Source organism: Micromonospora sp. NPDC052213, from assembly GCF_040679695.1.
Lineage (GTDB): Bacteria > Actinomycetota > Actinomycetes > Mycobacteriales > Micromonosporaceae > Micromonospora.
The window spans coordinates 23,621-46,022 of the sequence record NZ_JBFAVI010000023.1 but is presented as its reverse complement, the minus strand read 5'-3'; the positions used below and the strand labels follow the sequence as shown (position 1 = coordinate 46,022).

Sequence of the window (22,402 nt, the reverse complement as noted above, 5' to 3'; positions counted from 1 at the left end):
CACTGCGGCGGGTGCGCCGGCTTTTCCGGGCGTGGCTAGCGAACCGCCCGGGGAGCCGGCAGCCCGACGTAGCTGGCCGCCGCCGCGATCGCCGAGGACGATTGCTGCAACAGCGGTACGGCCTTGGCGACCAGGCTGTCGTTGATCCGGGCAGTCGGCCCGGAGACCGACAGTGCCAGCGTGCCGGGCGGTCCGGGTACCGCCACCGCCACGCAGCGCACCCCGACCTCCTGCTCCCCGTCGTCTATCGCGTAGCCGTTCTTCCGTACGGTCCGCAGCTCCCGCAGTAGGTCGTCCAGGTCGGTGATGGTGGTCGGTGTGGTGGCGACGAACTCGGTGTTGGCGTAGACCTCGGCGATCACCTGGTCGTCGAGCTGGGCGAGCATCGCCTTGCCGACCGCGGTCCGGTACGCCTCCACCCGGCGGCCGACCTCGGTGAACATCCGCATCTGGTGCCGGGATGGCACCTGCGCGAGATAGACGATCTGCGTTCCCTCGAGTCGGGCCGCGTTGGCGGTCTCGCCGAGGGTGTCCACCAGCGCCGCCAGGTGCGGCCGGACCAGCGGAGCGATCATCGCCAGGGCCTGGTCGCCGAGGTGGATCAGCGCGGTGCCGAGCGCGTACCGCCGGTCCGGTTCCTGACGCAGCATGCCGGCGCCGATCAGGGTCCGGAGCAGCCGGTGGATGGTGGCGATCGGCAGTCCGGTGGCGCTCGCCAGCTCGGACAGCCCGCACGGTGCTCCGGTGTCGGCGATGACGTTCATGATCTGCAACGCCCGCTTGACGGACTGGACGCCGCCACCCGCGCCTTCGCTGTCGCCTTCGCTCCCGCGCGCCATATCCCCTCGTTCCCGTGCCGCCGTGGTTTCCGCGCCGATGCCCGCGCGGCGCACATCGTATGCCGTACAGGGGGGGTCCGTGCTGCCGCCACCCGAGCGGGCCGTGTCGCCGCCGGTGGAGTACCCGCCCGGCGGACGGGAGTTCCACTGAAAGAGCACTTGACAGGCGCGATGCGGATACTACTATCCGCAGTGTGGAAAGTCACGCCGGTTCGCGAAGGCCGACCGGCCCCGCCGCGCACCACGGAGTGACCTCGGCTGGCCGGCGTACAGCACCCGGTACCAGCGCATCACCCGTCTGATGCCAGCCCCCGCGGCACCACGCACGTCCACGTACCGGGAGGTCCCCCGTGTCAAATCGAAACCCCCACCGCCGTCTCCGGGCGGCGACAGCCGCCCTCACCCTGCTGACCGTTCTCGCCGCCTGCACCAGCGGGGCGGGGGGTGAGGACGTCGGTTCCGGCGTCAAGGCCGGCCAGCTCGACGCCAACCAGGCCAAGGTCGCCGACGGCGGAACGCTCGCCTATTCGATCGACGTCGACGTCAAAAACTGGAACATCCTGCACGCCACCGGTGACGTCTTCGGCTACCGGCAGATCCTCAACCCCGTGCTCCCGCACGCGATGATCTCCCTGCCGGACTTCACCATGGCCAAGAACGACACGCTGCTCACCGAGGCGAAGGTCATCAAGGACTCGCCGCAGACCGTCGAGTATCGGATCCGCCCGGAGGCCACCTGGTCGGACGGCACGCCGATCACCGCCGACGACTTCAAGTACACCTGGCAGGTCCAGGACCCGCAGCAGTGCCCGACCTGCGAGCCCGCCACCCAGGCCGGGTACGACCAGGTCGCCTCGATCACCGGCAGCGACAACGGCAAGACCGTCACCGTCGAGTTCAAGAACACCTACCAGCCGTGGCGGCTGATGTTCCCGCACCTGCTCCCGGCGCACATCGCCGCCCAGCACGGCGACCTGGCCACCTCGTTCAACGAGTACTTCAGCACCACCGTGCCGACCTGGTCCGGCGGGCCGTACCTCATCGAGCAGTACGTGCCGAACCAGTCGGTCACCATGAAGAAGAATCCCAAGTGGTACGGCGACGGCCCGCACCTCGACCAGCTCGTCTTCCGGATCCTCACCGACGAGCGGCAGGCCGTCACCGCGATGGCCAACAACGAGATCCAGGTCGTGGCGCCCCGCCCCACCCTCGACCTCGTCCAGCAGCTCAAGGGCATCAACAACGTCACCACCGCGCTGGCCTCGGGGCTGGTCTACGAGCACCTGGACATCAACACCGCGAACCCGGCCCTGGCCGACGTCGCCCTGCGCCGGGCCATCTTCACCGCAGTCGACCGGCAGGCGATCATCGACAAGACCATCGGCCAGTTCGCGGCCGGCACCAAGCCGCTCGGCAACCGCAACTTCATGCCTGGCCAGAAGCTGGACGGCGTCAACGCGTACGCCGACAACGTGACCTCGACTGGGCTCGGCGACGGCAACATCGAGGCGGCCAAGAAGATCCTTACCGACGCCGGCTACGTGATCGGCGATGGTCGGCTCACCGACCCCAAGGGCAAGCCGGTGCCGCCGCTGCGGATGCGCTACAGCAAGGGCAACCAGGTCCGGCTCGACACCTCGGTGCTGGTCCAGAACCAGCTCAAGCAGCTCGGCATCACGCTTCAACTCCAGGAGACCGACAGCCTCGGCACCACGGTCAACACCGGTGATTTCGACCTGATCGTCTTCGGCACCAACCTGGACGTGATCCCGACCGCCACGGCCCAGTCGGTGTTCGGCTCGAAGGGTACCCACACCGGCTACCGAGACCAGGAGATCGACGGCTGGCTCAGCGACGCCGCCCGCACCCTGGACCCGCAGCAGGTGATCGATCTGCTGAACAAGGCCGACACCCGGATCAGCGAGCAGGCCGTGACATTGCCGATCTACCAGACGCCGACTCTGATCGCGTACCGCAGCGACCTCGGCAACGTGCGGGTCAACCCGACCCGCTTCGGCACCAGCTACAACACGCAAGAGTGGGGAATCAAGAGTGACGGCTGAGCTCCGGCCCGGCCGGGACTTCATCGTGGAGGTCCCGGCCCCGGCCGTCGAATTCAACGAGGTCTACCGCAACTTCGTCGGCTCCGCCGGCTACTTCGTGGCGAACAACATCTACAGCCGGCTGGTCGTCTTCGACACCGGTTCCCCGGCGGCCTACCCGGATCTCGCCGAGCACTGGGAGATCGCCCCCGACGCCCGGACCCTGCGGTTCCAGCTCAACCGGCACGCCCGCTGGCACGACGGGGAACCGGTCACCGCCGAGGACGTCGCGTACACCCACCTGACCGCGTTGGCCCACGGGTACCACGCCGCGTCGTTCCTGCACGACGTGCGGGACATCGAGGTCCTCGGCCCGCACGAGCTGCGGTACGTGCTGCGGCGACCCAACGCCGGGTTCCTCGCCCAGCTGGGCAACCTGGTGTTCGCCCACATCCTGCCCAAGCACCTGTACGAGGGCACCGACTGGGCCACCAACCCGTACAACCAGCAGCCAGTCGGCTCGGGACCATTCCGGTTCGTCGAGCACGTGCCCGGTGAGCGGGTGGTCCTGGAAGCCTGGGACGGGTACTGGGGCCCCCGCCCCCAGATCGACCGGGTCATCCTCGACATCGAACCCGACCTGGACGAGGCGGTCCGCAAGGTCGCCGACGGGCGGGCCCACTACATGGTCCAGGACGTGCTCACCTTCCCCCGGCTGCACCTGGCCGAGGGGAGCACGACCGCCTCGGTCTGGCGCAAGCGTGGCCCCGGCATCGCCGTGCTCAGCTTCAACCACACCCAGGACCGGTGGCGCGACCGGCGGGCCCGGGCCGGGATCGCGCACGCCGTGGACCGCCGACGGCTGGTCCCGCTCGCCGATCCCGGCTGGTCCGAGCCGTACGCCCACTACCTGCCGCGCAGCGTGGACTGGGCGTTCGCCGAGGACGCCACCGCGCCGGCCCACGATCCGGCGGAGGCGGTCCGGCTGCTCGACGCGGCCGGCATCACCTCGGCCGGTCGGCGGCCGGCACTGCGACTGGCGTACATGAAGACCTTCACCGGACACGCCGGCATCGCCGCCGCGGTCGCCGAGGACCTGCGGACCGTCGGGCTGGAGGTCGACGTCGTCGGCCTGGACTCGCAGACCTGGGCGCATCAGATCGGCCGGGACGCCGACTTCGACCTGACCATCAGCGGCGGCAACATGGTCCCCGACCCGGAGATCACCGCCAGCCGGTTCGAGACCGGCGGCGGGCGCAACCACGCCCGGCTCTCCGACCCGGAGGCCGACGCCTGCTACGGCGCCGCCCGAGCCACCACCGACCGAACCCAGCGCGGCGAGCACTACCGGGAGCTGCAACGGGTTTGGGCCCGCAACGTCGACTGGGTGCCGCTGTTTTGGTACGCGGCCTACTACCTGCGCAACGACAGCTTCTTCGGCTGGCCGGACCAGGTCGGCTTCCGGGTGCCGTTCTGGCACTGGGGCCGGATCCGGCCCGTGACCTGACCTGCCACCAGCCGCCCGGACACCCCGGGCACCGACCTTCCCCACCGGCCCGGGGCATCCCCGGGCACCCCACCACACCGAGGAGAGGACTTGGACGAGTACATCGTCGTCGTACCCGAGGGCACGACCGAGATCAACGAGTCGTACCGCAACGTCGTCGGGGGCGCCGGCTACTTCGTCGCCAACAACATCTTCAGCCGCCTCGTCGTCACCGAGGTCGGCGGGGCCGCGTCCTACCCGGACCTGGCGGAGCACTGGGAGTGCCTGGACGGCGCCCGGCGCTGGCGGTTCACCCTCAACCGTCACGCCCGCTGGCACGACGGTCAGCCGGTGACCGCCCACGACGTGGCCTACACCCACCTCACCGCGCTGGCCAACGGCTACCACGCCGCATCCTTCCTGCACGGCATCGCCGACATCAAGGTCCTCGACGACCACCTGCTCGAGTACCACCTGACGCAGCCCAACGCCGCCTTCCTCACCCAGCTCGGCAACTTCGCCGCCACCCACGTCCTGCCCAAGCACCTGTATGAGGGCACCGACTGGGCGACCAACCCGTACAACCAGAAGCCGGTCGGCTCGGGGCCGTTCCGGTTCGTCGAGATGGAGCCCGGCGGGCGGATCGTGCTGGAGGCCTGGGACGGGTACTGGGGGCCGCCGGCCGGCGTGGACCGGGTCACCATCGTCGTGGAACCCGACCTCGACGAGTGCGTCCGCATGATCGCCGACGGCCGGGCGCACTTTGCCCCGCAAGACGTGCTGACCATGAAGCGGCTGCCGCTGGCCGAGGGCTCCGCCCACGCCACGGTGTACCGCGAGCGCGGGCCGGGCGTGGCGTTGCTGAGCTTCAACTACCGCCAGGAGCGGTGGGCCGACCGCCGGCTGCGGCTGGCGATCGCCCACGCGGTGGACCGCAGCCGCCTGGAGCGCTTCGCGGAGCCCGGCTGGTCGGAGCCGTGGGCAAACTTCTTCCCCGGCAGCAGCTTCGCCGTGGCCCGCGACGTCACCGCCGTCGGACACGACGCGGCAGCAGCCGAGAAGCTGCTCGACGAGGCCGGCTACCCGCGCGGGGTGGACGGGCGCCGGCTGTCGCTGCGGATGTACTACATGGCGACCTTCGACGGCCACGGCGGGCTGGCCCGCAGCGTCGCCGAGGACCTCGCCGCAATCGGCGTGCACGTAGAGTTCGCCGGCTTGGACTCGGAGACCTGGGCGCGGCAGATCGGTCGCGAGGGCGACTTCGACCTGACCATCAGCGGCGGCAATATGATGCCCGACCCGGACATCACCGCCAGCCGGCTGGAGAGCGACGGGCAGCGCAACCACCTCGCGCTGTCCAACCCCGACGCCGATGCCTGCTACGTCGCCGCCCGGTCGACCACCGACCGCGCCGAGCGGATCGCGCACTACCGGCGGTTGCAGGAGGTGTGGGCACGGGACGTCAGCGTCATCCCGCTCTTCTGGTATTGCATCTACCTGCTGCGCAGCAACGAGTTCTTCGGCTGGGCCGACCAGGTCGACTTCCGGATCCCCTTCTGGCACTGGGGTCGGCTCCGGAAGATCACCGGCGGCGAAGGCTAACCGGCAGCGGGCGCGGGAAGGTTCCTCATGGAGATCGTGGGCTTCGCCCTGCGGCGGCTGCTCGTCGCCATACCGGTGCTGTTCGTGTCGACGTTCCTGATATTCCTGGCCGTCGCCAAGTCCGGTGACCCGCTGGCCGAACTGCGGGAACGACAACCACCGGTACCGCCGCACACGATCGCCGCCGAGGAGGCACGGCTCGGGCTGGACCAGCCCGTGCTACAGCGGTACTGGAACTGGCTGACCGGGGTCCTCCACGGTGACCTCGGCCCGTCGGTGGACCGCAACGCCGACATCGGCATGGAAATCGGCTCGCGCCTTGGCATCACGATGCGGTTCGTCCTCATCGCAATGCTGATCGCGGCCGTGCTGGCGATCCTGGTCGGGGTCGTCAGCGCGGTCCGCCAGTACTCCTGGCTCGACTACCTGTTCACCTCGACCGGCTTCCTGTTCCTGGCGATGCCGTCGTTCTGGCTGGCAGTGCTGCTCAAACAGGGCGGCATCGAGCTGAACACGCTCGCCGGTCAGACCCTGATCTACACCGTCGGCGACAGTTCGGTGATCCCGCCGCCCACCCTGGGCGGCCGGATCGCCGACCTCGCCGGTCACCTGATCCTGCCGACCATCACCCTAGTACTGATCAACTTCGCGGCGTGGAGCCGGTTCCAGCGCTCGTCCATGCTGGACGTACTCGGCAGCGACTACGTCAAGCTGGCCACCGCCAAAGGGCTGCGGCGGCGTACCGTGCTGCGCAAGTACGCCCTGCGTACCGCGCTCACCCCGCTGGTAACGGTCATCGCTCTGGACTTCACCGCGGTTTTCGCCGGAGCGGTGGTCACCGAAACCGTCTTCCAGTGGCGGGGCATGGGCGACTACCTGCTGGAGTCCATCAACGGGCGGGACGTCAACGCCGTGATGGCGTGGCTGCTCGTCGCGGCGGTCGCGGTGGTCGTGTTCAACCTGTTCGCCGACATCCTGTACGCCGCTCTCGATCCGAGGATCCGCCGTGTCCGCTGACCCGCCACCGGTGCCCGCCACCGCCGCCACGCCCGGACAGTGGCGCGCCGTCTTCGCCCGGTTCCGTCGGCACCGGCTCGCCGCCGCCGCGCTGGTGGTGCTCGCCCTCGTCGCGCTGTTTGCCTTCGTCGGCCCGCTGCTGTGGCGTTACGGCCACGACGAGATCACCCCCGACAACTCGCAGCCGCCGTCGACGATCCACCCGCTCGGCACCGACTCGCTCGGCCACGACCTGCTCGCCCAGGTAATGCGGGGCACCCAGCAGTCGCTACTGATCGCGCTCACCGTGGCGCTCGGCGCGGCGGTGGTCGGCACCGCCATCGGCATCGTCGCCGGCTACTACCGGGGCACCGTCGACGCGCTGCTGATGCGGCTGGTGGACCTGTTCCTCACCGTGCCGACAATCGCGGTCGCCGCCGTGCTCGGGCACAACTTCGCCGGCAGCAGTGGCGGCTGGGTGCTCATCGCGGTCGTGCTCGCCGCGCTGATGTGGACCAGCGTCGCCCGGGTGGTCCGCGGCGTCGTGCTCGGCCTGCGGGAACGGGAGTTCGTCTCGGCCGCCCGCGCGCTGGGCTCCTCCGACCTGCGGATCATGGCGCGGCACATCCTGCCCAACGTGGCCGGCCCGATCATCGTCTCGGTGACCATCCTGGTCGCCACCGCGATCCTCGCCGAGACCGCGCTCTCGTTCATCGGCTTCGGGGTCCAGCCCCCGGACACCTCGCTCGGTCTGCTGGTGGCCAACGCCCAGTCCGCAGTCGCCACCCGGCCCTGGCTGTTCTACTTCCCAGGACTGGTCATCCTGCTCATCGCGCTGTCCATCAACTTCATCGGCGACGGGCTGCGCGACGCCCTCGACCCGACCCAGACCAAGGGACCGCGCCGCCGCCGCTACCTGGCCCGGCCCGTTGCGCGGATCGACGCGGTCAGCGAGGACGTGCTGCTTTCCGTGCGGGACCTGCGGGTGGTGTTCGCCGCAGACGGCGGCGACGTGCCGGCAGTGCGCCACCTCGACCTGGACCTGCGCCGGGGCGAGGTGGTCGGCCTGGTCGGCGAGTCCGGCTCCGGCAAATCGGTGAGCGCCGCGGCGATGATGGGACTGCTCCCACCCACCGCCACCGTCAGCGGTTCGATCTGCTTCGCCGGCCAGGAACTCATCGGGCTCACCGAGCCCCGGTTCCGGCGGCTGCGCGGCAGCCGCATCGCCATGGTGTTCCAGGACCCGATGTCCTCGCTGAGCCCGGTGCACACCATCGGCGACCAGGTCGCCGAGGCGGTCCGCATCCACCGGGCCTGCTCCCGGAACGAAGCCCGGGAACGGGCCATCGAACTGCTGGACACGGTAGGCATCCCCGACGCCCGCAACCGGCTCGGGGACTACCCACACCAGTTCTCCGGCGGGATGCGCCAACGAGTCGTGATCGCGATGGCGATCGCCAACGACCCCGACCTCATCATCGCCGACGAGCCCACCACCGCCCTCGACGTGACCGTGCAGGCCCAGGTGCTCGCCGCGCTGCGGGCGGTGCGGGAACGGACCGGCACGGCGATCCTGATGATCACGCACGACCTGGGCATCGTGGCCGAGATCGCCGACCGGATCGCAGTGATGTACGCCGGCCGGCTGGTCGAGGTCGGAACCGCCGCCGACGTTTTCGACCACCCCGCGATGCCCTACACCCGCGGGCTGCTGGACTCAGTGCCCCGCCTCGACCGGCCCGCGGACGAGGAACTGTGGGCGATCCCCGGCTCACCACCGGCGATGACCGCCCTACCGGCCGGCTGCGCGTTCGCCCCGCGCTGCACATTCCGCACCCCGGACTGCTCAACGGCAGTGCCAGAACTCGTCCCGCTGACCGCCGGGCACCGGGCCGCGTGCCTGCGACTCACCCCGACAGGCGACCCCCCGCCGGAGCCCGCCACCACCACGCCGACCCACGAAAGGCCGTGACGACATGACCCCTCGCACGCCGCTGCGTGCCCCGGCCGGAGAGAACCGACTGCTCCGCTTCCCCGTCCTGACCGACCTGGACGGCTCGGAACTGGCCATCCACGCACACGTGATCACAGGCACCGCCGACGGACCGACCCTCACCCTGCTGTCCGGGGTGCACGGCAACGAGTGGTTCTCGCACGCCGTCCTACGCGCGATGCTGGCCGACACCGACCCCGCCACACTGCGCGGCACCCTGGTGCTGGTACCGGCAGCCAACCCGTACGCGCTCCGCACCGCCACCCGGTACTCCAACGACATCCAGCAGGTCGGCTTCGTCAACATGAACAAGGCGATCCTGCGCGACACCGAGTCGATCACCGGACGAACCGGCCAGGTCCTCGTCGAGCAAATCGTCAAGCGCTCCACCCACCTGCTGGACTTCCACCCCGGCCCCTGGGGCACCACCTGGGGAGTCGTGCTCTACGACGCGACCGGCCCGCTGTCGGCAGCCAGCCGGGAACTGGCCGTGGCCTTCGGCATGCCCTACATCCAGGGCGAGGACGCCGCCGTGGTCTTCCCGAACTCGGTCTTCGACGCGGCCACCGCCGCTGGGGTGCCAGCCATCGGTGTGGAGGTCGGTGGCCTCGGCTTCGGTGCCCGCAGCGAAGCCGACTGGCTCGCCCGCAACGTCGAAGGCGTGCGGCGGGTGATGGCCCACCTCGGCATGCTCGACGAGCCGGTACCACCCCGGCCAGTCACCGACGTCGAGGTCGCCTGGGACCTGCGCCCCAGGCACGGCGGCATGCTGATCCCCGAGATCGGCGTCGACCGCCTGCTCACCCCGACCACCGAGGGCGAACTGCTCGGCCGACTGCTCTCCCCAGTCGAGCTGACCGTCATCGAGGAATACCGCACGCCCGGGGACGGGATCCTGCTCTCCGTCCCACGCAACCACCCGGTGCACCCGTACAACTTCGGCTTCGTCATCGGCCGACCCCGCCGGAGCACGCCATGACCGGCGAGCTGCTGCTGGAGGTCGAGCGGCTGACCAAGTACTTCCCTGTCCGGCGGGGCAACCTGATCCGCCGGTCGGTGGGGGTCGTCAAGGCGGTCGACGGCGTCTCGTTCCAACTCCGCGCCGGTGAGACGCTCGGCGTCGTCGGCGAATCCGGATGCGGCAAATCCACCCTCGCCAGGCTGCTCACCCGGCTGGAACAACCCTCCGGCGGACAGATCCGCTACCGGGGAACCGACATCGCCGGGCTGCGCGGCCGGGAGCTACGCGACCTGCGCCGGCGCATCCAGGTCGTCTTCCAAGACCCGTACTCCTCGCTCGACCCGAGGATGACCGTTGGGCAGATCATCGCCGAGCCCTTCACCGTGCACGGAGAGCTGGGCACTGCCGACCGGCGCCGCCGCCGAGTCCAGGAGCTGCTGGAAACCGTCGGCCTCAACCCCGAGCACATCGACCGATACCCGCACCAGTTCTCCGGCGGCCAACGGCAACGCATCGGCATCGCCCGCGCCCTGGCGCTCCAACCGGAGATCGTGGTCTGCGACGAACCGGTGTCGGCGCTAGACGTATCGGTGCAGGCGCAGGTGATCAACCTGCTCCGCCGGCTGCAGCGCGACCTCGGCCTCGCGTACGTCTTCATCGCCCACGACCTGTCCGTGGTGCGGCACATCTCGCACCGGGTCGCCGTGATGTACCTAGGCAACGTGGTGGAGACCGGCACCGTGGCGGAGATCTTCGATCGACCGGCGCACCCGTACACCCAGGCGTTGCTCTCGGCGGCACCGGTGCCCGACCCACACCACCAGCGCGAGCAGATCCTGCTCCGCGGCGACCCGCCCAGCCCAGTCAACCCGCCGAGCGGCTGCCGGTTCCGGACCCGCTGCTGGCAGGCGCTCGACGCCTGCGCGGACGAGCCGCCGGCCCTGATCGAGCGCGCCGCCGGGCATCCGGTGGCGTGCGTCAACGAGGTACCCCCTACCGCGCGACGGCTGCCGATCGTCACCTGAGGCCCCCCGGGCTCCCTTGAGTGCCGGACCCGTTGGCGCCGGCTCCCGCACTCAAGGAGTCAGGAGCCGTACCGGGCGGGGCCCCGGTACCCGGTGGTCGGTGGGTACCGGCCCCGGCCGCCCACCGACGGGGGAGTGGAGCCCCGCCGGGGCAGCGGCAGAGGGCGAAGGCACTGATCTCAACGAGATTGGCGTCGACCGGCTCATCGCGGCCCTGCAACACGCACGTGCCGTCGACCTTGTGCCAGGTTGTGCGCGCGGTGCCCAGGTCGGGTCCGAGGGCGTTCATCTGGATGGCGAACTCGACCAGTCGGCCCTGGTCGTCCGTGGCAGCGGTGAACGGAACGGCGTGGACCTTGCGGCCGTACTTCCGGCAGAGGGCCTCATCGGCGTGTGGGGTGGCCATCAGGTCGAGCTCACCGGCGAAGCCACTCTTCCCTCCGGCCTTGCCGTCACGGCGTACATCCACTACCGCATTGACGAGTCGGCTGACGTTGCCAGGGTCCAGGCATCAACCAGGGTCGTCAGGACCACCCCGTCGGGCAGGTCGTCAGCGCGTAGCTCGGGCCGGTAGTCGCGCTGTACGCGCGCGGCGTGCGGTCAGCGGCGAGGACGTGCGACGGCACAGGGCAATCGGACACCGAGCGGTAAACAGCAAGTCACGACAACCGACTGGACCGGGCGCGCCCATAGGATGAAGTCGCTCGATATTTCGCCGCCGTTCTCGCTGCTACAGGCAGTGCCGCATGGGCGGGGACGACTACGAGACAGGGAGTAGCAGATGAAGCTCACCGCAGTCGCGCGCCGGGCGGCGTTCGCCGTGGCCCTCGGCCTACCGCTGCTGGCCGGGCCGGTCGTGGCCGCCGGCCCGGCGACCGCGCAGTCCGCCCCGCAGATCGCGACCGCCCCGGGCGGCAGCACGGATGGTACCGCCCCGGCGGCGCGGATCTCCGCTGGCGACCGAGCCGGCACCGGCCCGGCCACAGCGATGGCGCCGCGCTGCGGCTGGCGGCCCGGCGCCTACGAGCCGCACAGCGTCGGCTTCTCGGGCGACGGTATCCGCCTGCGCACCGGCCCGTCGACGACCTGCACCGTGCTGGGCCTGGGCTACGCGGGCCAGAGCGCGACCCTGCGGTGCGGCGCGGTGGGTGACGACGGATGGGGCTGGTACTACGTCAGGAACAACAGCACCGGCGTCACCGGCTTCGTCCGGGGTGACGGCCTGACGGGCGTACCGATCTCCACCCTGGCGTGCTGACGCCCAGTGTCGGCCGGCAGCGGTCGGCACCGATCTCCGGGCCGCGTCGGACACCTGCCCGGCGCGGCCTGCCGAGGTGATCTTCGGGGGCGAGGGTGTTCCGGGCCTTGGTGGCGGCGTCGAGCGCGGCCAGGGCGTTCGAAGGGCGGTGCCGGCGGGCCTCGGCACGGGCGAGCAGGCTGAACAGCCGGACCGTGATGGTCCCCTCGCGCGTGTATTGTGTGCCGTCCTCGGCGGCAGCGACGGCCTCGTCGAGGCGTCCGTCCCAGTAGGCCGTCCGTGGGCGGGTGATCGTAGAGGTTCAGGATCCGGCGCATCTTCGTGGTGAAGTCGGGGTCGGTGCTGGCCTTCCAGGTCTTGGTGCCTGCCAGGACACCCCGCGTTCGTGCAGGATCCGCCGGAGGGTCTCGACGCTGATCGTCGTGACGTAACCGGCGTCGATGAGGTAGTCGCGGAGTTTGGCCAGGGACCAGCAGGAGAACGGTTTGCCGAGGAAGCGGGGGGTCGCACCGGGCGATGACGCAGATCCGGTCGCGGGTCTGCTCATCGATCCGTCTCGGTGCGCCCCCGCCCCCGTTTTGGGTCCAGCGCGTCGAACCCCCGCTCGTTGAACGCGTGGATCACGTCCCGGACGTAGTCCTGGCTGGTCTTGAGCAGGTGAGCGATGTCCGGGGCTGGCTGCCCCTGCGCGGACATCAGCACCACGATCGCCCGGCGCAGCTTCACCGGGTCCTTCGCGGTCCGGGGTGATCCGCTGCAACCGTTGACCCTCGGCCATCGACACCTGCCGGACGAACACTTCCGGCCGTCTGCCCACCGGCCACCACCTCCCACCGTGAACGATGAGAGACAACCTGCCCGACGAGCCCTCAGAACCGACGGATTACACGATCAACGTTCAAAGACGAGGCACTCGCCGTGGCTACGAGGCCACCCTGGCCATCGCGGCCACCAACCAGTACCTCCAGGACCTGTGAAACACGGGCTCAGGCGTGTTTCACAAGGCGGTCAGAGTCACTCGGTGATGATGGTGATGGTCAGGACGGCTTGGAAACGGACGGCGGGTTTGTCGTAGCGGGTGGCGACACCACGGTGACAACGTCATCGGGTGCACCGCCGCGATGGCGCAGTGGGCCATGGTCGTCGTCCTGACCCGACGGCTGGTCCCCTCCCACCGCACCGGCCGCCTCCGAACCGTCACCAGCCCCGCCTGACTCGAACGACGACCCGCTCCGCGTCCTAAGCCAAGCCGGTAACAAGATACGGTCGGGATCATGACCCTCATCTTCGCCGACCTCGGCCTGCACCTGGGCGTCCTGGACGCCCTGCTGGATGACGCGATCGCTGCCGACGACCTCAAGGCGCTCATCGAGTCGACCGGCCCCGATGGCCCGGAGGACGGCTACCCAGGTCCAGGCCCGCGCCTGGAGGCGTCACTAGAGCTGTTACATGCCGTCGCGGTGCCGTCGGCCGAGGCTGCAGCGATCACCCACTTGCAGTTCGACGGCGGCAGCGACATCTACATGCTGATCGAGCAGACCCTGGACATCGACACCGGCGGCGAGTCCGACGACTACAACGTGACGTCGCTGGAGGGCATTCACGCACTGTCCAGCCTGCGGTCCCTGGACCTGGACGGCCACGGCTACCGTCGAGGGCCGTTGGATCTGACCCCGCTGACCGGCCACCCGGCCCTGTCGGAACTGGTACTGACCGGGAAATGCACGGGAGCGGCGGCGCTGGAGTCGCTGCCTGCGCTACACACCCTCGACGTCTCGATGGCACACCTCGACGACCCCGATGTCCTGACCCGCCTGGAGGCCCGCGGAACGACGGTCCACCGTTGACCGTGCCACAGCAGAGGCCGTTGCCCCACAGAGGCCGGGAGTCCTGGGTGGGGGAGCAGGTTGGTGCCCGACGCCCACTGCCTCGGCGCGACCGACGCGCCCCCAACCGCATACATCTGCGGCTGTCGGCTCCGCCTGAAAAACGACCCGGTGGTTCCGGGTGGGTTACCACAACCTGGTCACCTCCGTGGTCGACGGCGGCAACACGGCGAGCGGCGGCAGCATCGTCCAGGTAGTGCCCAAACCCTGAGCGTCGGGGCTCGCGTCCCCATATGCGTCAGGCAACCGACCGGCCTGGGGATTAGAAGAAGATCGCGGATGGCTGGCCCGGTGGTGGCGCTCCTGGTCAGCCCGTCCGTCGTTGTCGGGCAGCGTCGGCGCCAGCGGGCGGGCTTGGCTGTAGGGATGGCTGTACAGCCAACCTGGCAGGTGGCCTGGTTAGGCGATCGGAGGGCGGGCCATTTTCATCCTGAGTAGCCGGCGTCCTATGCAGCCTGCGGCTGCTGGACGACGAACAATCGCCGCAGGTCCTGCGCGCCGAGCACGCACACCGCCGGTCCCCGCCGGCGGGTGACTCGTAGTCCGACGACTCGCCGCTCAATCCGGGTCGGGTCTGTCCGGGGCTGGTCCCGGGACCCCGAGCGTGGCGTCGTTGACGCTCCTGTCGACGAGTCGAGCGGCGACCCGATCGGCTTGGAGCGTGTCGGAGTCGACGAGGAGCCGGACGTGACGCATCTTGGCTTCCGAGTACGCGGGCGGACGGGACCGTGAGGTAGCCGGTAGGTAGCCACTGGTTGGGCGGCGGGCTTGACCGCGTTGGGACTGTCGGGCACCGTGCGGGGGAACGGCGGAGCCGCTGCTGAGGGGCCACGAGTGCTTCGGCCTTGACGATGTCGGCATTGACCGCCGTCGACGGAATCGTGCCTTGGGCGGAATGCTGCGGAGGTCGAGGTGACGGCGAGTACCGAACGACGTCGGCGACCGGCGGGCCGTTCGACGACGACGCCCGCGCTGGTCGGCCGCGACGACGCGTTCAGCAAGGTGACAGGCGCCCTCGCGGCTGGCTCGGCGCTCGTGGTGGTGGAGGGCGAGGCAGGGATAGGTAAGACCCGCCTGCTGCGCGAGGTCCTGGCGGCGCTCGACGGCTCGCCTTCGCCTGCCAACCGTGTGCTGCTCGCGACCTGTCCACCGGTGCCCGAGCCGGCCCCGCTGGGTGCCGTGGTGGCCGGCATCCGGCGCCTGGCACCGAACCCGGACACCCATGGCATGAGTGCGCTGGGCGGCGCTCTGCGGCCGCTCTTCCCGGAGTGGTCGCAAGATCTCCCGCCCGCGCCGGAGCCGCTGGACGACCCGTCCGCGGTCCGGCATGTGCTGTTTCGAGCGTTGTCCGAGCTCGTCGACCGTCTCGGGGTGACGATTCTCGTCCTCGAGGACGTCCACTGGGCCGACACCGCCACGCTGGAGTGGCTGTTGACGTTGTGCGCGGACGAGCCCGCCGGCGTGCGTGACCTGTCGATCGTGGTGTCCTTCCGTCCGTGGGACGTACCGGCGGGTTCGCTGCTGCCCCGGCTGACTGCGCGCACGCCGGCCGGTATGTCCCGCCTCCGCATCGCCCTGCAGCCGCTGGGCATCGAGCAGATCCGGCAGCTGGTGGCTTCGATGTATGCCACCGACCAGGTGTCCGAGCAGTTCGCCGAGTTCTTGTACGGCGCGACCGACGGCATCCCGCTTGTCGTCGAGGAGTACCTACTGCTGCTGGAGGACCGCGACGACATCACCCGGGAAGATGGCCACTGGACTCGCCGGCTCCTCACCGAGCTCGAGGTGCCGGCATCCGTGCGCGAATCGGTCCTGGAGCGGGTCCACCGACTCGACCGGGACACTCAGCGACTGCTCGAGGCGGCCAGCATCCTGATGGACCCGGCCGACGAGCCGCTGCTGGCCACGGTCGCCGACCTCGACGAGCCGGCCGCCCGCAGCGGTGTGGCCCGGGCGTTGGCCTCCGGCCTGCTGCGCGAGCGTTCGACCGGCCGATTCACCTTCAGGCACGTGCTGGACGCGCAGGCGATCAGCGGCGCGATGCCGGTCTCGGAGCGGCGCCGGATGCACGAGCGGGCCGCGCGGGCGCTGCGGCGAAAAGACCATCCGCCGGTGGCGCGGCTCGCCCACCACTTCCGCGAGGCCGGGGACGACGATCAGTGGTGTGGGTACGCCGAGGCGAGCGCCGAGCTGGCCTTGGAGTCCGGCGACGATCGAACCGCTGTCGAGACGCTCCTGCAGGTGATGAACGCCGCCGAGCATCCGATCGGTCGGCGGGTCCGGCTGGCCCGTCAGTTGGGTCAGGCTGCCTTCTTCGGTGCGGCCGCTCTCGGCGATCTCGCCGAGCACGTGGTCGATGTCCTTCGCCGGGTTCTGGAGTCGGGTGAGATCGCCCGGTCTGACCGGGGCGAGCTGCGGTTGCTGCTGGGCCGCATGCTGTGGGCGGTCGGCGAGCGGTCCGCCTCGTTCGAGCAGTGGGAGGCGGCCGTTCCCGATCTTGGCCATCGCCCGGATCTGGCGATCCGGGCGATGGCCAACATGGTGCTTCCGCTGATCCCGGACTGGCCGGTGAGCCGGCACCGACACTGGTTGGACCGCGCCGGCGAGTTGCTCGATCAGGTCGCGACGAAGGACCGGCGGGCGTTCCTGGACATGCGCATGACCGCGCTGCTCCTGCTCGGCGAGGAGGCGGGCTGGGAGGCGCTGAGGCATCTCCCGGACTCGGCGCCGACCCGGGCGGGCGAACGTGAGATCGGGAGTACCCGGGTCAACGCGGTCTGGGCGATGCTGGCGTGGGGCCGGTTCGACGGCGCGCGCGAGCAGTTGGCCGTGTGTCGCCGACACCTCGAGGCCGCCGACTCGTCGCGGCTCACCTACCTCGCCCTGGCTGTGCAGGCGCGGATCGACTGGTACGTGGGGAACTGGTCCGGGCTTGACGCCAGGGTGGCGGAGCTGGCTGGGCGCGAGGACAGCGACGCAGAAAGCAGGCTCCATGCGCGGCAGGTTCGCGGTCTGCTGCAGCTGGCCGCCGGCGGACGTTCCGCGGCCCGGCGTGAGTTGCACGAGGTCGCCGCGGAGCAGACTCGGCTCGGTGTCATGGAGCCGGAAGCGGTGGCCGTGCCGGCGGCGCTAGCTCGGTTGCACCTGGCCGACGGCGACCCGGCCGAGGCGCTCTCGATCACCGGACCAGTGGTGCACCTGATCGCGCACAAGGGTGTGTGGCTGTGGATCACCGACATCGCGCCGGTCCACGTGGACGCGCTGCTCGGCATGGCCGCGGGAAACGACGCCGATGACTTCGTCGCCACATTTGCGCACGAGGTCGCCGATCGAAACTTTCCGGCACCGGCGGCCGCGCTCGTGACGTGTCAGGGCCTCGTGGCCCGGGCCGCGGACGACCCACGCCGGGCCGCCGGCCTGTTCGCGGACGCGGCCCGGCTGTGGGCGGCGCTGCCGCGGCCCTATGACGAGCTGCTCAGCAGGGAGCGGCAGGGCCGGGCGCTGCTGGCCGCCGGCGAGAGCGCTGGCGCGCTGGAGCTGCTCGCCGACACCCAGCAGCGGCTGCACGACCTGGGCGCCCGGTGGGACGCGGATCGGGTGGCCCACGTGGTGCGGGAGCACGGCGGAGAGGTTGCTCGCACGTGGCGCGGCGGGCGCCGCGGATACGGCGACCGGCTGTCCCCGCGCGAACTCGACGTGGTGGGTCTGGTCGTCCGCGGCATGACGAATCGGCAGGCCGCCGAGACGCTGTTCCTGTCACCCCGCACCGTGGAAGGTCATGTCAAATCCGCGATGCGCAAGCTCGGCGTGACGTCGCGAACCGCCCTAGCCCTCGCCGCGGTCGAGGCCGGGCTTCATCGCGCGGACGGCGAGGACTCGGTCGGTGCGGGATGAATTCCACGTAGTCTGCACGGTCGCTAGCGACCACTTCGCTCGCGATGCTTGCCGGTATGGCCGACGATCCGCCTGAAGCGCAGGAGGCCGAAAGGGCGTCAGCCGGCTCGCCGGCTGATCGGAGCAGCCCTGCCTGCACTCCGCCGCCCGACCCCGATGACGGGCAGTCGGCTCGACGCCGCGACGAAGACCAGGCCGGCGACGCCGGCGGGAAGCACTACGAACCACTGTGACCGGCCTTGCCGGCGGCAACCAAGGAGTGTCGATGACCCCACGACCTGCTCCGCTGGGCGGACGATCCCGCCTCGGCCGACCACTGTCGCTGCTGGCGGCACCCGCGCTGGTAGTGACGCTGCTCACCGGTGCCGCGTCCCCCGGCGCTGGTGCCGACGATCCCCGAGCCACACCGGCCGGCGTGGTGGTGTCCGCGCTGCCGAGCGGCTCCGCCAGTCCAGACCCGATCACCCTCATCACCGGTGACCAGGTACGGCTGGAACCGGCCGAGGACGGACGACAGGTCGCCGTCGTCGAGCCGGCCCCGCGGCCCTCCGGGCAGGAGCCCCAGTTCGAGGTGCTCGACAAGGGCGACGACCTCTACGTCATCCCGTCCGACGCGGCGATGCTGATTCCGGATCGGTTGGACCGGGAGTTGTTCAACGTCACCAAGCTGGCCGACTACGGCTACACCGACGGCGTCTCGGTGATCGTGACCGACACGCCGGCGCGCGTCGCTGCGGCGAGCACCAAGGGCCTGGCGGTGACCACCCGCCTGTCGAGCATCAACGGGTACGCCGCCACGGTGAAGCCCGACGGCGGCTGGTGGTCGACGATCGCGCCCGCCGCCGGCGGCACCGCGAGGACGCTGACCAGCCCCGGAAAGGTCTGGCTGGATGAGATCGCCGAAGTCAGCCTCGACACGAGCGTGCCGATGATCGGCGCACCCGCGGGGTGGTCGCAGGGCTTCGACGGAACCGGCGAGACCGTGGCGGTGCTGGATACCGGCGTCGATCTCAGCCATCCGGACCTGGCCGGGCAGATCGCCGGAACACGGATCTTCACCGGCGAGGCTAGCATCACCGACCAGCACGGTCACGGTACCCACGTGGCCAGCACCATCGCCGGTACGGGTGCCGGATCGAACGGCAAGTACAAAGGGGTGGCTCCGGGAGCCGACCTGCTGATCGGGAAGATCTGCACAGCGTCGGGCAGTTGCCCGACCTCGGCGACGATCCGGGCGATGGAATGGGCCGCACCGCTGGCCGACGTGGTGAGCATGAGCATCGGCAGCAACGTCGGTGACAATGGCACCTCGCCGGAGTCGATGGCGATCAACCAGCTGAGCGCAAGCCATCCGCACACGCTGTTCGTGGTTGCCGCCGGCAACAACGGTCAGCAGGGCGCGGGCAGCATCGCGTCGCCGGGTTCCGCCGACGCGGCGCTCACCGTCGGCGCCGTCGACAAGCAAGGCAAGCTGGCCTACTTCTCCGGCCGCGGTCCGCGGTTGGGCGACTATGCGATCAAACCGGATGTCACCGCACCAGGTGTCGGGATCGTGGCGGCGCGCGCCGCTGGGACGGCCATGGGGACGCCCGTGAACACCCTGTACACCTCCGCGAGCGGCACCTCGATGGCCACCCCGCACGTCTCGGGAGCCGTCGCCATCGCCATGCAGCACAACCCAGAGCTGACCGCGAAGCAGGTCAAGGCCGAGCTGATCGCCACCGGACGCCCCAGCGCGGACGCGAGCGTCTACGAGCAAGGCGGTGGCCTGATCGACGTCCCGGCAGCGATCAACGCGCCCGTCCTGGCGACGCCGGAACCGTTGAATGTGGGCTTCTTCGCCTACCCCCAGGACAACACTCCGGTCACTGCCAAACCGGTGACCTTCACCAACCGCAGCAATGCGGCCGTCACTCTCGACCTGGCGCTGGATGTCAGGCACAAGGACGGCACCGCGGCACCCGGCGCGGCGCTGTCGGTCAGTCCGGCCACCCTGACGATCCCAGGCGACGGCACCGCTACGGCGACCGTGAGCCTGGACGTCCGGAACCTGCCGAAGGGTGTCTACGGCGGCTACTTGAAGGCGCAGGGCGGAGCTGCCAATGTCCGCGTGCCGGTCGGGTTCACCGTGGAACCACCGATGGCCGGCCTGACACTCACCGGGATCATGCGGGACGGCCGCCCGGCGACCCGCGCCAGCGTCGTCTACGTCCTCAACGCCAACGACCCGGCACAGCCCTGGAAGGAGCTGCGCTTCGAGAACGGCGTTGCAAGCGGGCGGTTCACGCCGGGTACGTACTACATCGTCGGCGCGATCCAGACGATGGACGGCGCCAACAGGTACATGCTGAACAGGACGATGATCGGGTCCCCGACGGTGCGTCTCACCGAGGACATCGCGCTGACCTTCGACGCACGGCAGGCCAAGGCGATCTCGGTCGGCACCCCGGATCATCCCGAGGCGTCGCCGGTGGATCAGATGGCGAAGACGGTGATCGGGTACGGCGGGCCGCGCTCGACCGAGAACTTTGCGCCGCAGTGGATCGGGAAGTGGACACCGACGTACGTGTTGAAGTCCGGGCCTGCCGAGGTGAAGCCTCTGGAGTTCGTCCAGCAGGTCCGGCTGGCAGCGGCACCGCTGGAGCTGAAGGTGGTGTCGCCACGGGCTGAGGACGTGTACATCCAGCCGCTGGCCGGTACGCCGAAGATCGACACGTCGATGGACCTCGACCTGGTGTACGCCGGCCAAGGCGCCGAGGCCGACTACACGGGCCTGGACACCATGGGCAAGGCGGTACTGGTGCGGCGGTCGGACACGGCGTACTCGACGATCGAGGCGACCGCGCGTGCGCACGGAGCGAAGGCCCTGGTGATCATGCACGACACCAGCGGATACTTCTTCGGCTCGGTAGGTACCAACGCGCAGATCCCGTCCATGGCGATCAGCGGCGAGGCGGGCCAGCAGCTCCGTGACCAGCTCGCGACCGGAAAGGTTTCAGTGCGGGTGTCGGGCACGTCCTGGTCGCCGTACCTGTACGACCTGGCCCTGATCCGATCCGGTGCGCTTCCGGACGGCGTCGATGAGACTGTGCACACCGATGACCTCGTCACCGTGGACAACGCGTTCCATGGCGAACCGGGCGGGTCGCTGGGTGAGTACCGGGCACTGTGGCGGCCTTACCTGCTGTTCGCGGCGTCGCAGTTGTCGACCGTCAAAGCCGCGCAGCAGCGCACCGAGTACGTGACCGCCGGGACGGACTCGCTGTACCGGCAGGCCGTCACCGCTCAGTATCCCTCCGGGGGCACGCTGCAGGAGCGCGACGTCATCTACCCGGGCGTCGAACACGTCAAGCACGAGTGGTTCCGCGGCCCGAACCACCCCACCGTGCTCGGCCCGGCGGGTCCGCGCAACCCTGGCTATCCGGTGACCCGGACCGGGGACGTCATCACACTCCAGCTTCCGGAGTGGTCGGACAGCAGCAGCGCGGAACACTACGGCAACGGCGGCACCGATACCTCGCCGATCACGTTCTACCTCGACGGGAAATACATCGGTCAGGCGTCCCGCCCGATGGTGAAGCTGAGCAGCCTGCCGCCCGGCGAGTCGACGGCGCGGTTGGAGCTGACCACCACTCGCAACGCGCCGTGGTGGCAGACCTCCACCAAGACCGTGACGAACTGGACGGTGCGGACGGCACGCCCGAGTGCACCCGCGTTGGTGCCGATGCTGACGGTGGACTACGACACGCAGCTCGACCGGACCAACACCGCCGTGCTGCCGAGTGATCGCAACGGTCCGGCCACCCTGAAGCTGCACGTGCGGCACCAGGCCGGGTACGTCGGAGGCACCGTCGCCGGAGCCAAGGTGTCGATCTCGTACGACGACGGGGTTACCTGGCAGGAACGACCGACAAAGGTCACGCCGGGGGCCGGTAACTTCCAGGCGATCCTGGACTCGACGGCCGCCGGCGACACCCCGACCGGGTACGCCTCGGTGCGAGTGGAGGCCTGGGACACCAACGGCAACCGCATCGAGCAAGAGATCACCCGCGCCTGGCGGTTGGCACCCCGCTAGGTCAAAACGATCGACGGTGGCGTGCGACAGTCGAGGTCGCACGCCACCGCGGGTGTGCGACCCGCGATGTAACGCGAGCGGGGGGCCGGCGTTCGCTGCCGTTGTCGAGCACACACCGCGCACATCAGGGGCACCCCCGTTCCCGCGGTCCTGGAGGTGTGCTGTGTGCCGGCGACCGCTTCGAGTTGCGTACCGAACGGCACCACTGTGCCGTGTCACTCACCGGGCGGGATGGTCCCCGACGGCGCGACAGCGCGTGCGGCGGCCATCGCGCGACGACAGAAGGCAATGTGTCACGCATCGGTTGCGGGCCGTGCCTGAATCCGAAAGGGGAGGTTTCCGCTA

Annotated in this window: 14 protein-coding genes and 1 pseudogene; 12 read left to right on the top strand and 3 right to left on the bottom strand. The window is 70.0% G+C overall.

Going from position 1 to position 22,402, the window contains the following annotated elements:
- Positions 1 to 35: 35 nt before the first annotated feature.
- Positions 36 to 839: an IclR family transcriptional regulator gene (locus AB0L34_RS08955; protein WP_363703205.1), complete on the bottom strand. Its 804-nt coding sequence runs from the start codon at positions 837 to 839 to the stop codon at positions 36 to 38.
- A gap of 350 nt (positions 840 to 1,189) precedes the next feature.
- Here AB0L34_RS08955 and AB0L34_RS08950 point away from each other — a divergent pair, with 350 nt between their 5' ends.
- From AB0L34_RS08950 to AB0L34_RS08915, 8 genes are all read left to right on the top strand, one after another.
- Entirely contained in the window at positions 1,190 to 2,902 is a 1,713-nt protein-coding gene (locus AB0L34_RS08950) for an ABC transporter family substrate-binding protein (RefSeq protein WP_363703203.1), read from the top strand.
- Entirely contained in the window at positions 2,892 to 4,388 is a 1,497-nt protein-coding gene (locus tag AB0L34_RS08945; RefSeq protein ID WP_363703201.1) for an ABC transporter substrate-binding protein, read from the top strand. The genes AB0L34_RS08950 and AB0L34_RS08945 overlap by 11 nt, the downstream gene beginning before the upstream one ends.
- 90 nt (positions 4,389 to 4,478) lie before the next feature.
- A complete protein-coding gene (locus tag AB0L34_RS08940) occupies positions 4,479 to 5,969 on the top strand; it encodes an ABC transporter substrate-binding protein (RefSeq protein WP_357462245.1) in 1,491 nt (496 codons plus the stop codon).
- A gap of 27 nt (positions 5,970 to 5,996) precedes the next feature.
- Positions 5,997 to 6,986, top strand: coding sequence for an ABC transporter permease (locus AB0L34_RS08935; RefSeq protein ID WP_363703199.1), 990 nt, complete (start codon positions 5,997 to 5,999; stop codon positions 6,984 to 6,986).
- Positions 6,976 to 8,937, top strand: coding sequence for a dipeptide/oligopeptide/nickel ABC transporter permease/ATP-binding protein (locus AB0L34_RS08930; RefSeq protein WP_363703197.1), 1,962 nt, complete (start codon positions 6,976 to 6,978; stop codon positions 8,935 to 8,937). The genes AB0L34_RS08935 and AB0L34_RS08930 overlap by 11 nt, the downstream gene beginning before the upstream one ends.
- A gap of 4 nt (positions 8,938 to 8,941) precedes the next feature.
- Positions 8,942 to 9,937, top strand: a complete 996-nt coding sequence (locus AB0L34_RS08925; protein WP_363703195.1) for a succinylglutamate desuccinylase/aspartoacylase family protein — start codon at positions 8,942 to 8,944, stop codon at positions 9,935 to 9,937.
- Positions 9,934 to 10,944 (top strand): dipeptide ABC transporter ATP-binding protein, encoded by a 1,011-nt coding sequence (locus AB0L34_RS08920; RefSeq protein WP_363703193.1) that lies wholly within the window; start codon positions 9,934 to 9,936, stop codon positions 10,942 to 10,944. Before AB0L34_RS08925 ends, AB0L34_RS08920 begins: the two co-directional genes overlap by 4 nt.
- A gap of 781 nt (positions 10,945 to 11,725) precedes the next feature.
- Complete coding sequence (locus tag AB0L34_RS08915; protein ID WP_363703191.1) at positions 11,726 to 12,202, top strand: SH3 domain-containing protein; 477 nt, start codon at positions 11,726 to 11,728, stop codon at positions 12,200 to 12,202.
- A gap of 543 nt (positions 12,203 to 12,745) precedes the next feature.
- Here the strand turns inward: AB0L34_RS08915 and AB0L34_RS08910 are convergent.
- Positions 12,746 to 12,928: a helix-turn-helix domain-containing protein gene (locus AB0L34_RS08910; protein WP_363703189.1), complete on the bottom strand. Its 183-nt coding sequence runs from the start codon at positions 12,926 to 12,928 to the stop codon at positions 12,746 to 12,748.
- Positions 12,929 to 13,044: 116 nt separating this feature from the next.
- Here AB0L34_RS08910 and AB0L34_RS08905 point away from each other — a divergent pair, with 116 nt between their 5' ends.
- Positions 13,045 to 13,179, top strand: coding sequence for a hypothetical protein (locus AB0L34_RS08905; protein WP_363703187.1), 135 nt, complete (start codon positions 13,045 to 13,047; stop codon positions 13,177 to 13,179).
- Positions 13,180 to 13,216: 37 nt separating this feature from the next.
- Here the strand turns inward: AB0L34_RS08905 and AB0L34_RS08900 are convergent.
- Positions 13,217 to 13,309: pseudogene (locus AB0L34_RS08900) on the bottom strand (IS5/IS1182 family transposase); the annotation flags it as partial.
- 167 nt (positions 13,310 to 13,476) lie between these two features.
- Between AB0L34_RS08900 and AB0L34_RS08895 the strand changes: the two are divergent.
- From AB0L34_RS08895 to AB0L34_RS08885, 3 genes are all read left to right on the top strand, one after another.
- Positions 13,477 to 14,049 (top strand): hypothetical protein, encoded by a 573-nt coding sequence (locus AB0L34_RS08895; protein WP_363703185.1) that lies wholly within the window; start codon positions 13,477 to 13,479, stop codon positions 14,047 to 14,049.
- Positions 14,050 to 15,000: 951 nt separating this feature from the next.
- Positions 15,001 to 17,982: an AAA family ATPase gene (locus tag AB0L34_RS08890; protein WP_363703183.1), complete on the top strand. Its 2,982-nt coding sequence runs from the start codon at positions 15,001 to 15,003 to the stop codon at positions 17,980 to 17,982.
- A gap of 265 nt (positions 17,983 to 18,247) precedes the next feature.
- Positions 18,248 to 22,057, top strand: a complete 3,810-nt coding sequence (locus AB0L34_RS08885) for a S8 family serine peptidase (RefSeq protein ID WP_363703181.1) — start codon at positions 18,248 to 18,250, stop codon at positions 22,055 to 22,057.
- The last annotated feature ends 345 nt before the right edge of the window (positions 22,058 to 22,402 follow it).

What these genes read in the sequence shown, in the direction of transcription:
- AB0L34_RS08955 (WP_363703205.1), bottom strand. Translation starts at nt 839, where the DNA reads ATGGCGCGCGGGAGCGAAGGCGACAGCGAAGGCGCGGGTGGCGGCGTC.
- AB0L34_RS08905 (WP_363703187.1), top strand. Translation starts at nt 13,045, where the DNA reads ATGAGAGACAACCTGCCCGACGAGCCCTCAGAACCGACGGATTACACG.
- AB0L34_RS08895 (WP_363703185.1), top strand. Translation starts at nt 13,477, where the DNA reads ATGACCCTCATCTTCGCCGACCTCGGCCTGCACCTGGGCGTCCTGGAC.
- AB0L34_RS08920 (WP_363703193.1), top strand. Translation starts at nt 9,934, where the DNA reads ATGACCGGCGAGCTGCTGCTGGAGGTCGAGCGGCTGACCAAGTACTTC.
- AB0L34_RS08915 (WP_363703191.1), top strand. Translation starts at nt 11,726, where the DNA reads ATGAAGCTCACCGCAGTCGCGCGCCGGGCGGCGTTCGCCGTGGCCCTC.
- AB0L34_RS08925 (WP_363703195.1), top strand. Translation starts at nt 8,942, where the DNA reads ATGACCCCTCGCACGCCGCTGCGTGCCCCGGCCGGAGAGAACCGACTG.
- AB0L34_RS08885 (WP_363703181.1), top strand. Translation starts at nt 18,248, where the DNA reads ATGACCCCACGACCTGCTCCGCTGGGCGGACGATCCCGCCTCGGCCGA.
- AB0L34_RS08935 (WP_363703199.1), top strand. Translation starts at nt 5,997, where the DNA reads ATGGAGATCGTGGGCTTCGCCCTGCGGCGGCTGCTCGTCGCCATACCG.